12 protein-coding genes are annotated in these 12461 nt (G+C 70.2%); 8 read left to right on the forward strand and 4 right to left on the reverse strand.

What is annotated here, in order from left to right:
- Positions 1 to 24: 24 nt before the first annotated feature.
- The 3 genes from A4X16_RS09815 to A4X16_RS09825 form a co-directional block, all read right to left on the reverse strand.
- Complete coding sequence (locus tag A4X16_RS09815) at positions 25 to 711, reverse strand: hypothetical protein (RefSeq protein WP_067120025.1); 687 nt, start codon at positions 709 to 711, stop codon at positions 25 to 27.
- 44 nt (positions 712 to 755) lie between these two features.
- The gene (locus tag A4X16_RS09820) at positions 756 to 1721 is read right to left on the reverse strand and encodes an NAD(P)/FAD-dependent oxidoreductase (RefSeq protein ID WP_067120027.1); all 966 of its coding nucleotides are present in this window, start codon (positions 1719 to 1721) and stop codon (positions 756 to 758) included.
- A gap of 63 nt (positions 1722 to 1784) precedes the next feature.
- A complete protein-coding gene (locus A4X16_RS09825) occupies positions 1785 to 2522 on the reverse strand; it encodes a sirohydrochlorin chelatase (RefSeq protein ID WP_067120029.1) in 738 nt (245 codons plus the stop codon).
- 211 nt (positions 2523 to 2733) lie between these two features.
- Here A4X16_RS09825 and dnaK point away from each other — a divergent pair, with 211 nt between their 5' ends.
- Genes dnaK through A4X16_RS09850 form a run of 5 tightly spaced genes read left to right on the forward strand, consistent with a single transcriptional unit; the run spans position 2734 to position 8182 of the window.
- On the forward strand, positions 2734 to 4596 hold the full coding sequence (gene dnaK / locus A4X16_RS09830) for a molecular chaperone DnaK (RefSeq protein WP_067120031.1): 1863 nt from the start codon (positions 2734 to 2736) through the stop codon (positions 4594 to 4596).
- Positions 4597 to 4598: 2 nt separating this feature from the next.
- Positions 4599 to 5246, forward strand: a complete 648-nt coding sequence (locus A4X16_RS09835) for a nucleotide exchange factor GrpE (protein WP_067120033.1) — start codon at positions 4599 to 4601, stop codon at positions 5244 to 5246.
- A 7-nt stretch (positions 5247 to 5253) separates the two neighbouring features.
- Entirely contained in the window at positions 5254 to 6240 is a 987-nt protein-coding gene (locus A4X16_RS09840) for a DnaJ C-terminal domain-containing protein (RefSeq protein ID WP_067120035.1), read from the forward strand.
- A 45-nt stretch (positions 6241 to 6285) separates the two neighbouring features.
- On the forward strand, positions 6286 to 6717 hold the full coding sequence (locus A4X16_RS09845) for a heat shock protein transcriptional repressor HspR (protein ID WP_067120037.1): 432 nt from the start codon (positions 6286 to 6288) through the stop codon (positions 6715 to 6717).
- A gap of 46 nt (positions 6718 to 6763) precedes the next feature.
- Positions 6764 to 8182, forward strand: coding sequence for an FAD-dependent oxidoreductase (locus tag A4X16_RS09850; RefSeq protein ID WP_231880326.1), 1419 nt, complete (start codon positions 6764 to 6766; stop codon positions 8180 to 8182).
- A 35-nt stretch (positions 8183 to 8217) separates the two neighbouring features.
- On the opposite strand, the gene A4X16_RS09855 is transcribed toward A4X16_RS09850, so the two are convergent.
- Positions 8218 to 8859 carry a Pr6Pr family membrane protein gene (locus tag A4X16_RS09855; protein ID WP_067120041.1) on the reverse strand — a complete coding sequence of 214 codons (642 nt, stop codon included), beginning with the start codon at positions 8857 to 8859 and terminating at the stop codon, positions 8218 to 8220.
- Between the two features lie 178 nt (positions 8860 to 9037).
- Between A4X16_RS09855 and A4X16_RS09860 the strand changes: the two genes are divergently transcribed.
- The 3 genes from A4X16_RS09860 to A4X16_RS09870 are packed head-to-tail and all read left to right on the forward strand — an operon-like array spanning position 9038 to position 12377.
- Positions 9038 to 10006 (forward strand): carbohydrate ABC transporter permease, encoded by a 969-nt coding sequence (locus tag A4X16_RS09860; RefSeq protein ID WP_067120043.1) that lies wholly within the window; start codon positions 9038 to 9040, stop codon positions 10004 to 10006.
- Positions 10003 to 10980 (forward strand): carbohydrate ABC transporter permease, encoded by a 978-nt coding sequence (locus A4X16_RS09865; RefSeq protein ID WP_067120045.1) that lies wholly within the window; start codon positions 10003 to 10005, stop codon positions 10978 to 10980. Before A4X16_RS09860 ends, A4X16_RS09865 begins: the two co-directional genes overlap by 4 nt.
- 35 nt (positions 10981 to 11015) lie before the next feature.
- Positions 11016 to 12377, forward strand: a complete 1362-nt coding sequence (locus tag A4X16_RS09870) for an ABC transporter substrate-binding protein (RefSeq protein ID WP_067120047.1) — start codon at positions 11016 to 11018, stop codon at positions 12375 to 12377.
- The last annotated feature ends 84 nt before the right edge of the window (positions 12378 to 12461 follow it).

A 12461-nucleotide genomic window follows, 5' to 3' on the forward strand; every position in this document is an offset into this window, starting at 1 on the left:
GCCGCGCCGGATGCCGACGGGCCGTCAGTCGATGACGACGGCGTTCTTGTCGACGACCTCGGCCATCACGGCGTTCACGTCACCGCCGGTGCAGTCGACGATGACGGAGAGGCCGACGCCGGTGGCGGTGAAGGCGCGCGTGGCCATCACCCACTGCCGGTCGCCCGCGTCGCCCACGAGCTGCCGGCTCTCGACGTCGGCGTTGCCGCCGATCTGATAGCTGAACGCCGAGGTGGTGGCGGCGGTCGAGATCGCGGCGGTGTCGGTCTCGCCGAGGATCACGGCCAGCATCGCGTCGGAGCTCGCGGCGTCGTCTCCCGGAACGGTCGGCACGTCCGAGATGAGGCCCTGCCAGAACTGGGCGGTGCACAGGCCATCGGCCGTGCCGTAGGTCCATCCGCCGTTCCCGTCGTCGGGCTTCACGGTCGTCCAGCCGTCGTCGACGATGAGGCCGTCGCCCCACTGGATGTAGGCGGTCGCGGGAAGGTCGGCGCCGTCGGCGAAGCTCATGGTCGTCGGGAGGGCGCCGGAGGTCTCGTCGGCGGGCTCGTCCGTCGGCGACGTCGTCGGCACCGGATCGGGGCCGTCCCCGTCGGGGACGTTCACGGGGATCTGCGCGTACAGGCATCCGCTCAGCGGGAGCACCGCGAGAGCGACGGCCGCCACGGCGGCGAAGCGGTGCAGCGGCGAGACCGGCGAGTTGCGCGTCATGCCGGTCAGCCTAGTCCCGCGAGGGTCGGCGCGTCCGGCCGCGCTCAGTGCGCCTGCGCGATGCCCACGGCGTCGTGCACCATCACCGCGGCGACCCGGGCTCCGGCACCGGCCGCGACGATGAGCTGCTGCGGCCCGGGGATCGCGGCGTCGCCCGCGGCATACAGGCCCGGGACGTCGGTGCGTCCCGCCCGGTCGGTCACCAGGTGGCCGTCGGCGTCGAGGGCGGGGGCGAAGCCGCGCAGGAACGACAGCTCGGTCGCCCACTCCGGACGCACGAAGCCGCCGTCGACGGCGACCACCTCGCCGTCGGAGAGGCGGATGCCCTCGATCCGCCCGCGGTCGCCCAGGAGCTCGACGATCGGATGCCGTCGCACCGCCACGCCGGATGCGGCGAGCTCGGCCTCCTCGGCCGCGCTCACGGCATCCGACCCGTTCGTGAAGACCGTGAGGCTCTCGGTCCAGCGGGCGATCAGGCGAGCCCGGTCGCACAGATCGGGCGTCTCGCCGATCAGGGCGAGGCGGCGGCCGCGCAGCTCCCAGGCGTCGCAGGCCGCGCAGCTGAACAGGCTCATGCCGTAGAAGCCGCGCAGGTTGGGCACCTCCGGCAGCGTCTCCCGCAGCCCGGTCGCGAGCAGCACGGCGCGCGCGGACACGACCTCGAGCGGCTCCCTCCTCCCGACGGACGCGGTGAAGACGGCATCCGCGCCGCCGTCGAGATCCCCACCCGTTTCGGCGTCGGGGCGCGCGAGGTCGAGCACCCGCATCCTCGACCGGATCTCGATGTTCGGATACGCGGCCAGCTCCTCGCGGGCGAGTCGCCGGAGCTCGTGCGGCGGGACGCCGTCGCGGGTGAGGAATCCGTGCGAGTTCAGGGTGGCGGCGTTCCGAGGCCGGTCGGCGTCGACGAGGAGCACGCGCATGAGGGAGCGGCCGAGATTCAAGGCGGCGGAGAGCCCGGCCGGCCCTCCGCCGATGACGAGCACGTCGTACGGGTCTGTCTCAGTCATTCGCATCCTCGGAGGGCATCGTGTCCGCTGCGACCATCCTGTCAGCTTTCGGGTGAGGGTGGCCTAACCCGGCTGCGCCTCCGCGAGCGGGTGCCGCTCGGCCCCGAGTCGCGCCGCGGCGTCGGCGTACCGCTGGACGACGAGGTCGACCAGTGCGGCGGGCACGGCGCCGCCGTCGAGCAGCGGCGGACTGATCGGCGTGCTCGACTGACGGCGGGCCAGGTCGAAGAAGTACCCCTGCGCCAGCAGATACGTCGACACGACCGCGTCGGGGTGCGACTGCAGCGCGGTCGGGAGGTCGGGGAAGCGGGCCGCGAGGTACGCCAGCTCGACCGGGTGCCCCAGGCGCTCGGTCAGCAGAGCGGCCATGTCGACGGCGTCGATCAGCGAGACGGGATCCCGCGACCCCGCGACCGCGAGCACCACGGGGCGTCGGGACCCGGATGCCGTCGGCGGCGCCGCCGCGAGTGCTCCCTCGAGCCGGTGGGTCAGCACCTCGGCGAGTCTCGGATCGGGGCCGAGAGGGGCCGCGACGACCGCATCCGCCCTCGTCGCGGCCATGCCGTGCAGGTCGTGGTCGACGTGGAACCCGTGCGACAGCAGAAGCGGGACGATCACGACCGGCCCCTCGAGGGTCGGCATCACGTCCGCCGCGTCGGGCTGCTGCACGTCGACGAAGGCGCTCCGCACCTCGACGTCGGGGAGGGCGAGAGCCACCGCGTCGACGAGGTCGGCGATCGCGCGGGCGCCGGCGACGTCGGCGGTTCCGTGGGAGACGGCGAGCAGGAGAGGGCGGCGCATGCGGTGACTCTAGGAGCGGCGTGTGACGGGGGTGTTTCGGGAGCGTGTTCGCTCTGTTCCGGGTTGCCGGATGCGAAGTTGAGCCGACTGCTATCAAGTTTGTTTGACAGGACGTCGAGGGGGGAGTACAGTTGAGCCATCGCGACTCAGCTTTCCGGTGTCGCCGCAGATTTCCCAGATCAACCGCAACTTCGCAACAAAGGAGAATCACATGGCACGTGCTGTCGGAATCGACCTCGGTACGACGAACTCCGTCGTCAGCGTCCTCGAGGGCGGCGAGCCCAAGGTCATCGCCAACGCCGAGGGCTTCCGCACGACCCCCTCGGTGGTCGCCTTCACGAAGGACGGGGAGGTGCTCGTCGGCGAGACCGCGAAGCGCCAGGCCGTCACCAACGTCGACCGCACCATCGCGTCGGTCAAGCGTCACGTCGGCACCGACTGGTCGTTCGACGTCGACGGCAAGAAGTGGACGCCGCAGGAGATCTCCGCGCGCATCCTCCAGAAGCTCAAGCGCGACGCCGAGTCGTACCTGGGCGACACGGTGACGGATGCCGTCATCACCGTCCCCGCGTACTTCAACGACGCCGAGCGTCAGGCCACCAAGGAGGCCGGCGAGATCTCGGGCCTCAACGTCCTGCGCATCATCAACGAGCCCACCGCCGCCGCGCTGGCCTACGGCCTCGACAAGGGCAAGGAGGACGAGCTCATCCTCGTCTTCGACCTCGGTGGCGGAACGTTCGACGTCTCCCTCCTCGAGGTGGGCAAGGACGACGACTTCTCCACGATCCAGGTCCGCGCGACCGCCGGTGACAACCGCCTCGGCGGCGACGACTGGGACCAGCGTCTGGTCGACTACCTGATCAAGCAGTTCAAGGAGACCACGGGCGTCGACGTCTCGGGTGACAAGATCGCCCTGCAGCGCCTCAAGGAGGCCGCCGAGCAGGCGAAGAAGGAGCTCTCCTCCTCGACCTCGACCAGCATCAACCTGCCGTACCTGTCGCTGACCGAGTCGGGCCCGGTGTCGCTGAGCGAGACGATCACCCGCGCGAAGTTCGAGGACCTCACGAAGGACCTCCTCGACCGCACCAAGAAGCCCTTCGAAGACGTCATCCGCGAGGCGAACATCAAGGTCGCCGACATCGACCACATCGTGCTCGTCGGCGGATCGACGCGCATGCCCGCCGTCGCCGAGCTCGTCAAGCGCGAGACCGGCAAGGAGGCCAACAAGGGCGTCAACCCGGACGAGGTCGTCGCCGTCGGCGCGGCCCTGCAGGCCGGTGTCCTGAAGGGCGAGCGCAAGGACGTCCTGCTCATCGACGTCACCCCCCTGAGCCTCGGCATCGAGACCAAGGGCGGCATGATGACGAAGCTCATCGAGCGCAACACGGCCATCCCGACCAAGCGCAGCGAGACCTTCACCACGGCAGACGACAACCAGCCGTCCGTCGCGATCCAGGTCTTCCAGGGTGAGCGCGACTTCACGCGCGACAACAAGCCGCTCGGCACCTTCGAGCTGACCGGCATCGCCCCGGCCCCCCGCGGCATCCCGCAGATCGAGGTCACGTTCGACATCGACGCCAACGGCATCGTGCACGTGTCCGCGAAGGACAAGGGCACCGGCACCGAGAAGTCGATCGTCATCTCCGGCGGCTCGTCGCTGTCGAAGGAGGACATCGAGCGCATGGTGCGCGAGGCCGAGGAGCACGCGGCCGAGGACAAGGCCCGTCGCGAGGCCGCTGAGGTCCGCAACCAGGCCGAGACCCTCGCGTACTCGATCGACAAGCTCATCACCGAGAACGACGACAAGCTGCCCGAGGACGTGAAGACCGAGGTCAAGGCCGACGTAGACGCGCTGAAGACGGCTCTGGCCGGCGAGGACGACGAGGCCGTGAAGACCGCGTTCGACAAGCTGAACCAGTCGCAGTCAAAGATCGGCGAGGCGATCTACGCCTCCTCGCAGGCGGATGCCGCAGCCGGCGCCGCTCCCGAGGGCGACGCTCCGACCGGTGACGGCTCCTCCGACGAGGATGTCATCGACGCGGAGGTCGTCGACGACGAGGACGAGAAGAAGTAATCATGACGGACAAGAACTTCGACAGCAGTGCCGGAGTTCCGGAAGAGGGGTCGGACGTGAACGCGTCCGGCCCCCAGCCGGATCTGGGCAACCCCGACTCCCGCCAGGCCGCGGCGGCCGAGGGCTCCGACGAGACGCCGGTCGACGACGCACCCGACGACCTGACGGTCGACGACATCCTGGGCGCGACGCAGACCGGAGAGGCCGCGGCGGAGGACGCCGTGCTGGCCGACCTCGAGTCGACCCTGCTCAACGATCTCAAGCGCCTGCAGGCCGAGTACGCCAACTACCGCCGTCGCACCGAGGAGCAGCGTCAGACCGAGATCGAGCGCGCGAAGGGCGAGGCCGCGAAGGGTCTCATCCCCGTGCTCGACGATCTCGACCGCGCCGCTCAGCACGGCGACCTCGTCGAGGGCACTCCCTTCGCCGTGATCGCCGACAAGGTGCGGGCGGTCGTCGACCGGCTCGGCGTCGTCTCGTACGGCGAGAAGGGCGAGGAGTTCGACCCGCAGCGCCACGAGGCGATCTTCCAGCAGCCCACGCCGGGTGCCTCGAAGACCACCGTGCTCGAGGTCGTCGAGGTGGGCTACCGTCTCGGCGACGTCGAGCTGCGTCCTGCGAAGGTCGTCGTCGCCGTCCCTGCCGAGTAGGTGATCGATGGCTAGCCAGGACTGGTTCGACAAGGACTTCTACAAGACCCTCGGGGTCTCGAAGGACGTCTCCGACGCCGATCTCAAGAAGACGTACCGCAAGCTGGCCCGCACGTACCACCCGGACTCCAACCAGGGCGACGAGAAGGCCGAAGCGAAGTTCAAGGAGATCAGCGAGGCCTACTCGGTGCTCTCCGACGCCGAGCAGCGCAAGGAGTACGACGAGATCCGCGCCATGGGCTCGGGCGCCCGCTTCACGGCGGGCGGCCAGTCCGGCGGCGGCTTCGAAGACGTGTTCAGCCGCTTCGGTCAGCAGGGACGCGGGCAGCAGTCCGCCGACTTCGAGGACATCTTCGCGATGTTCAACCAGGGGCAGGGCGGCTCGTTCGGCTCCGGCCGCTTCGGTCAGCCGTCCGGCGGCTTCCGCGGCTTCGGCGGCCCGCAGAAGGGTGCCGACGTGACGGCGCGCACCACGCTCGACTTCGCGACGGCCGTGCAGGGCGAGACCATCACCCTGCAGGGCGAGGACGGCAAGCCGTTCAAGGTGAAGATCCCCGCGGGTGTGGCCGACGGCCAGAAGATCAGGCTCCGCGGACGCGGGCGTCCGTCGCCCGACGGCGGGGAGAGCGGCGACATCGTCGTGCAGATCGCGGTGCGCCCGCATCCGGTCTTCACGCGCGACGGACTCAACCTGCGCATCGTGGTCCCGGTGACCTTCACCGAGGCCGCGCTCGGCGCGACCATCGAGGTGCCGACGCTCAGCGGCGACACCGTGAAGCTGCGCGTCGCGCCGGGCACTCCCTCGGGACGCGTCCTGCGGGTCAAGGGGCGCGGGGTCACGACATCCAAGGGCACCGGCGACCTGCTCGCCGAGCTCCAGGTGGCGGTGCCGTCGCACCTTGACGACGACGCCCGCGAGGCGCTGGAGAAGTTCCAGTCCCTCGAACCCGCCGAGAACCCCCGCGCCGACCTCATGGCCAAGGCGCGCCGCTGATGACGACCGTGACGACGACCGCGAGCACCGAGGAGGTGGCAGGACATGGCTGAGCAGAGCATGGACGCCGACACCCCGGTGTTCGCGATCGCCGTCGCGGCGCAGCTCGCCGGCATGCATCCGCAGACGCTGCGGCAGTACGACCGCATCGGACTGGTGGTACCGGGGCGCACCTCCGGCGGATCACGCCGCTATTCGGCGCGCAACATCGAACAGCTCCGCGAAGTCGCCCAGCTGTCGTCCGAGGGTGTGAGCCTCCCGGCGATCGCCCGCCTCCTCGATCTCGAGGACGAGAACCGGATGCTGCGTCTCCGCGTCGCAGAGCTCGACGCCGCCCTTCGCGCCGAGCGGGAGAGCCGTCCCGGCGTCCGTGTCTTCGCGGCCGGCTCAGCGGGCGTCGTGCCGATGCCGAGCGGTCGCCGCATCCGGCGTTCCACCGAGCTCGTCCTCTGGCACCCGGGCAGCGGCCGGGCCTGACGCGGCGACGTTCATCTGCGCGCGGTATCGTTGCGACACGATGAGGATGACGCGTCGCACTCTGCTGATCGGCGCCGGCGCCGGCGTCCTGGGAGTGCTTCTCGCCTCCTGCACGCCCGAGCCGGCGCCCACGCCCACGCCCACGCCCGACCGGTCGCCGAGTCCGCAGCCGACGACCGACACGGTCACCCCGGCCGCCTTCGCGCGCAGCTCCTGGGCGACCGATCCGTTCGCGCTCGGAGCGGTCAGCTTCACCCCCGTCGGCACGCAGGCCAGCGCCCGTGACGCTCTCGCCGCGCCCGTCGACGACCGCCTGTTCTTCGCCGGAGAGGCGACCGACGTCGACGCGCCCGGGTCGCTGGCCGGCGCGCTCCGGTCGGGCGACCGCGTGGCCGACGAGGTGCTGCGCGCCGGAGACGAGGGCGAGCGGATCGCCGTGATCGGCGCCGGTCTGGCCGGCGCCACCGCGGCCGCGCGGCTCGCGGCATCCGGGGCCGAGGTCACGGTCTTCGAGGCGCGCGACCGGCTCGGAGGGCGCGTGCACTCCGTCGTCGACGACAAGGCCTGGCCGTTCCCCGCCCAGCTCGGCGGATGGCTGCTGGGTGCGCCGGACGACGATCTCCTGCAGACACTCGAGGCGCTCGATGTGCGCGCGGCACCCCTGGCCGGTGCGGCGTGGAGATCGGCGGACGGCGCGGTCGAGCCGGTCTCCGAAGACCCCGTCCTCTCGGCGATCGCCGCAGCCCAGGACCTCCCGACCGACGTCTCGATCGACGACGCGCTGACCCGATCGGGCGCGGACCCCGCCGAACCCGGGCTCGCCGCCCTGCTCGCCGGTCTCGCGGCATCCGGCGGCGCGGACGCGGCGGACGCCTCGAGCTGGTTCCCTCCGCCCTTCCCGCCGGCCGAGCGGACCGCTCCGCTCGGCGACCTCGGCGCCGTGTTCGATCGCCTGCTCGAGGGCGTGAAGGTCAGCCTGTCGTCGCCGGTGAGCCGCGTCGCGTACGACGAGGCCGGGGTCAGCCTCGGCATCGCCACCGGAGAGTCGCTGTCGTTCGACCGCGTGGTCGTCACCGTGCCGCTTGGCGTCCTGCAGGGCGACGGGCTCCAGTTCGCGCCGGCGCTGCCGTTCGGGCACCGCGGTGCCATCTCCGAGCTCGCGACGGGCCATATCGAGACGGTGTGGCTGCGTTTCGACGAGCGGATCGCGTCGGCGGGTCCGGATGCCGGTGCCGAGGCCGGTGCGGAGGCCGGTGCGGACGCGGTCGAGCCCTCGATCTGGCATGTCGTCGGCGGCGACGCCATGATCCGCACCTGGATCGACCTCTCGCCGAGCACGGGGCAGAACGTGCTCGTCGGCATCGTCGGCGGCGCGGCGGCTGCCGAGCTCGCGGCGCTCGACGACCGGAAGGCCCTCGAAGCCGCGATCGCCTCGCTGGCGCCGTTCCTCGACGCACAGGGCTGACGGGTTGCCGGCTCGGCCGCCCGTGCCGCGTCGGGTCAGACGTCCGGATGCTCGCCGTGCCGCGGCATCCTGCTGGCGAGCACGATGATCGTGGCGACCAGCGCGAAGATCGCCAGTGCGATGCCGCTCGTGATGAGGAACTCCGGCGGCCCGGACACCTGCCGCGGGTCGAGGAAGTAGTACGGGTACCACCCGATGGCGGGTCCGCGCCACAGCGTCACACCGCCCCACGCGAGCGGGAACGCGAGGGCGGTCGGCACCGTCCACCACGGCACCCCCCGGTGTCCCGGCGTCAGGACCCACGCGATCGCGGTGCACGCCGGCAGGTAGAAGTGCAGCACCTGGTCCGACCAGGGGACGTCGACGCGGATGCCGCGGAGCCCGGCCTGCCACACGATCAGGGCGAACGCCAGTCCGGCCGTGATCGTCCAGGTCAGGACGAGGGCCAGGGCCACCGTGAACCAGCGCGGGTCGGCTGCGCGGATCACCGCGAGCACGGCCCCGACGAGGAGCACGGCGACCAGAGCGCAGTTCGACTGCACGGTCAGGTACGCGAAGAAGTTGTCGCCTGCGGTGGTCCCCGAGCTGAGGCCCCAGAAGAGCCGATGGACGAGGGCCGCGGTGCACACGCTCGCCGCGACCAGGCGCAGTGCGCCGAAGACCGCGCGTGATCTCACCGTCGCCCGTGCCTCCCCGTGCCCGTCGAACTTCCGCTCGTGACGCCGTCGGCGTCATCCCGCGAGTCTACGGAAGCGCCCTGTGCGGTCGCGCGCCGCGGCGGCGGCCGCGAATCACAACCGCCGGTGAGAAGCAAGCCCCGGGCGCGAACGGAGAAGCGCTTCTAGATTCCGGAGCATGTCGGAAACCCGTGCGGCACGCGTCCGCGACCCGGAGCGCAGCCTTGAGCGCGCTCGGCGCGGCAAGGTGTCCTACAACCGCCGCGAGGCCATCGCGGGCTACCTCTTCATCACGCCGTGGATCATCGGCTTCCTGGTGTTCACCGCCGGGGCGATGATCTACAGCCTGGTCATCTCGTTCTCGTCGTACAACCTCGCCACCGGTGCCGCCAAGCCCGTCGGCCTCGCGAACTACCAGAACCTCTTCGAGGACCCCCGCGTCGCGACGTCCCTCGCGAACACGCTGTTCTACGTCGTGATGGCCGTCCCGCTCGAGATCATCGTCGCCCTCACGCTCGCGATGCTGCTCGCGAAGGTGGGACGCGGTGCCGGCGTCTTCCGCACCCTCTACTACCTGCCGAAGATGACACCGGCCGTGGCGACCGCGGCCATGTTCTTCCTGCTCCTGAACGGCAACACCGGAGCCGTGAACCAGTTCCTCCGGCTCTTCGGCATCGACGGGCCGCAGTGGCTCGTCGATCCGGCGTGGGTGAAGCCCAGCATCGTCCTGATGACGCTGTGGGCCGTCGCCGGCACCATGGTGATCTTTCTCGCCGCCCTCAAGAACGTGCCCGTCGAGCTCTACGAGGTGGCCTCGCTCGACGGCGCAGGGCCCGTGCGCCGCTTCTGGAACATCACGCTGCCGATGATCTCGGGCGCGATGTTCTTCAACGTGATCGTGCTGTCGATCGCGGCGTTCCAGGTGTTCGACCAGGCGTACGTCCTGTTCTGGCGGGACCAGAGCAACTCGTCGCCCGAAGCGTCGCTGTTCTACGCGATCTATCTCTTCCAGCAGGCGTTCCGGCAGTTCGACTTCGGCTTCGCGGCCGCGATGGCGTGGCTGCTGTTCGTCATCGTGATGATCATCACGGCGATCCAGGTGCGCTTCGGCAACCGGTTCGTCTACTACGAGGCGGACAACCGATGAGCACCTCCTACCGACCGCTGCCGGCCGTGCCGGATCGCAACGGAGACGACGGCGACCGCGACATCGAGACGGCGCTCGTTACCGTGCCCCACCGCAGCCGTGGCACGTCACGACGGAATCGCGGCGTCTACAAGGGCAGCCTCCTCGGTCGCATCCTGCGCACGATCGCCCTCGTGGCGTTCTCGCTGCTCTTCCTCTACCCCTTCGTGTGGCTGCTGGCCGCGAGCCTGAAGCCGAGGGGCGAGGTCTTCGACAACTCGCTGATCCCGAAGACCTTCATGCCCGAGAACTACGTCGAGGTCTGGAACCAGCTGCCGCTGCTGAGCTGGGTGTGGAACAGCGTCGCCATCGCGTTCCTCGCCGCCGGCGCGGTCGCGATCTCGAGCTCGATCGTCGCCTTCGGCTTCGCGTACTTCCGGTTCCCCGGTCGCAATCTGCTCTTCGGACTCGTGCTCGCGACCATGATGCTCCCCGGCGCGGTCACGATGATCCCGATCTACCTGATCTGGAAGGAGACGGGGATGCTCGGCACGTGGGTGCCGCTGTGGGGGATGAACCTCTTCGGCTCCGCGTTCTACATCTTCCTGCAGCGGCAGTTCTACCTCGGGCTCCCGCGGGATCTCTTCGAGGCCGCTCGTCTCGACGGGGCGAGCTACTGGGGACTCTTCTGGCGCATCGCCATGCCGCTGTCGATCCCGTCGTTCGTGATCGTCTTCCTGTTCGAGTTCCAGGCCAGCTGGAACAACCTGCAGTCCGCGCTGATCTATCTCAACGCCGGATCGCCCGAGGACTTCACCGCCCCGCTCGGCATCGCCTACGCGATGACCAAGTACAGCCCGACCGCCGGCGGGCACGGCGACTACCAGTACGTCATGGTCGCATCCCTGATCGTGACGCTGCCGATGCTGCTCCTGTTCGCCTTCGGGCAGCGGTACTTCATCGAGGGCGTCGCCACCCAGGGACGCAAGGGATGATCGGCGCCCCCGCGCCGCAGAAGAGAGGAAATCACATGCGCAGGACACTCGCAGCAGCAGCGCTGGTCACCGCATCCGTCGTGGTGCTGGCCGGCTGCGGATCGGGCGGCGGCGACGAACCGACGGCCGACGCCGACTTCACCACCGACCCCGAGGGCACGGTGTCGGCCTGGGGGTTCGAGAACGCCGACGACGTCGGGCAGTCCCGGATCGACTATGCGGCGGAGCAGCTGAGCGGCGTCGAGGTCGATCTCGACGCGACCGCGTTCGACGCCCAGAAGTTCACGACGCGCATCGCCGGCGGCAACGTCCCCGATGTCGTGCAGATGGACCGCCGCTACGTCACGACCTACGCGGCGCAGGGGCTCATCATGCCGCTCGACCAGTGCTTCGAGGCGCAGGACGTCTCGCCGCGCGACCACTGGTATCCGGCCGTGGTCGACGACGTGACCTATCAGGACGCCGTGTGGGCGGTGCCGCAGTTCTACCAGCCGCCGGCGATCCTGCTGAACAAGACCGTGCTCGACGAGGCGGGGGTGACCGCCGACCAGATCGACCCCTCGCAGCCGGACGTGCTGCTCGAGGCCATCGGCAAGATGTACGAGGAGTCGAACGGCGTCCCGACGCGACTCGGGTTCGACCCCGTCGCGACCGGGCAGAGCGGACTGTGGATCCTCGCGACCGGTGGCCAGCTGAACGACGAGGACGGCGCGCCGACGCTCGACGACCCCTCCAACGTCGCCGGCATCGAGCTGCTCAAGGAGATCACCGACGCGCAGGGCGGCTTCGCGGCCGTCAAGAGCTTCACCGACTCGTTCGACACCTTCGGAGACAACAACCAGTACGTCGCGGGTCAGGTCGGCGCGCAGGTCAACGCGCAGTGGTACCCCAACGTCCTGTCGCCCTACGTCGACCAGCTGAACCTCGAGGCGGTGCCGTTCCGCAATGCCGACGGCGAGCCGTTCACGGTCGCCTCGGGCACGGCGTTCGTGATCCCCGCCGGCGCGAAGAACCCGTCCGCGGCGTGCGCCTGGATGGTGGAGCTGACCTCGGACGACGCGTGGATGGCGGCGGGCGAGGCGCGGGCCGAGACGCGCGAGGCCGACGGCGGCATCAACACCGGGCTCTTCACGGGCTCGCCGGAACCGGATCAGGCCATCCGCGAGCAGTGGGTCGTCGAGAGCGGCAACGCCGGCTTCGACCAGGTCATCGCGACGTACTACGACGTCGTGGCCGACGGGGAGTCGTTCGGTTCGTCCCCGGCGGGGCAGGAGATCCAGGACGAGCTGAACAACGCGATCACGGCCGCGCTGCTCGGCGACAAGTCGCCCGAGGACGCGCTCGCCGATGCGCAGCAGGCCGCGATGCGCGCATACGACAAGGCCACCGCGGGCTGAGGCGTCGCGGGCTGAGCCCCGAGCTGCCCGGCGCGTCGACCCCTCTGTCGGCGCGTCGGGCCTCGCGGGCGCCTGCGCTCCCCG

The sequence above is a fragment of the Microbacterium sp. H83 genome, assembly GCF_001650405.1.
Classification (GTDB): Bacteria; Actinomycetota; Actinomycetes; order Actinomycetales; family Microbacteriaceae; genus Microbacterium.

What these genes read in the sequence shown, in the direction of transcription:
- A4X16_RS09815 (WP_067120025.1), bottom strand. Translation starts at nt 711, where the DNA reads ATGACGCGCAACTCGCCGGTCTCGCCGCTGCACCGCTTCGCCGCCGTG.
- A4X16_RS09820 (WP_067120027.1), bottom strand. Translation starts at nt 1,721, where the DNA reads ATGACTGAGACAGACCCGTACGACGTGCTCGTCATCGGCGGAGGGCCG.
- A4X16_RS09825 (WP_067120029.1), bottom strand. Translation starts at nt 2,522, where the DNA reads ATGCGCCGCCCTCTCCTGCTCGCCGTCTCCCACGGAACCGCCGACGTC.
- dnaK (WP_067120031.1), top strand. Translation starts at nt 2,734, where the DNA reads ATGGCACGTGCTGTCGGAATCGACCTCGGTACGACGAACTCCGTCGTC.
- A4X16_RS09835 (WP_067120033.1), top strand. Translation starts at nt 4,599, where the DNA reads ATGACGGACAAGAACTTCGACAGCAGTGCCGGAGTTCCGGAAGAGGGG.
- A4X16_RS09840 (WP_067120035.1), top strand. Translation starts at nt 5,254, where the DNA reads ATGGCTAGCCAGGACTGGTTCGACAAGGACTTCTACAAGACCCTCGGG.
- A4X16_RS09845 (WP_067120037.1), top strand. Translation starts at nt 6,286, where the DNA reads ATGGCTGAGCAGAGCATGGACGCCGACACCCCGGTGTTCGCGATCGCC.
- A4X16_RS09850 (WP_231880326.1), top strand. Translation starts at nt 6,764, where the DNA reads ATGACGCGTCGCACTCTGCTGATCGGCGCCGGCGCCGGCGTCCTGGGA.
- A4X16_RS09860 (WP_067120043.1), top strand. Translation starts at nt 9,038, where the DNA reads ATGTCGGAAACCCGTGCGGCACGCGTCCGCGACCCGGAGCGCAGCCTT.
- A4X16_RS09865 (WP_067120045.1), top strand. Translation starts at nt 10,003, where the DNA reads ATGAGCACCTCCTACCGACCGCTGCCGGCCGTGCCGGATCGCAACGGA.
- A4X16_RS09870 (WP_067120047.1), top strand. Translation starts at nt 11,016, where the DNA reads ATGCGCAGGACACTCGCAGCAGCAGCGCTGGTCACCGCATCCGTCGTG.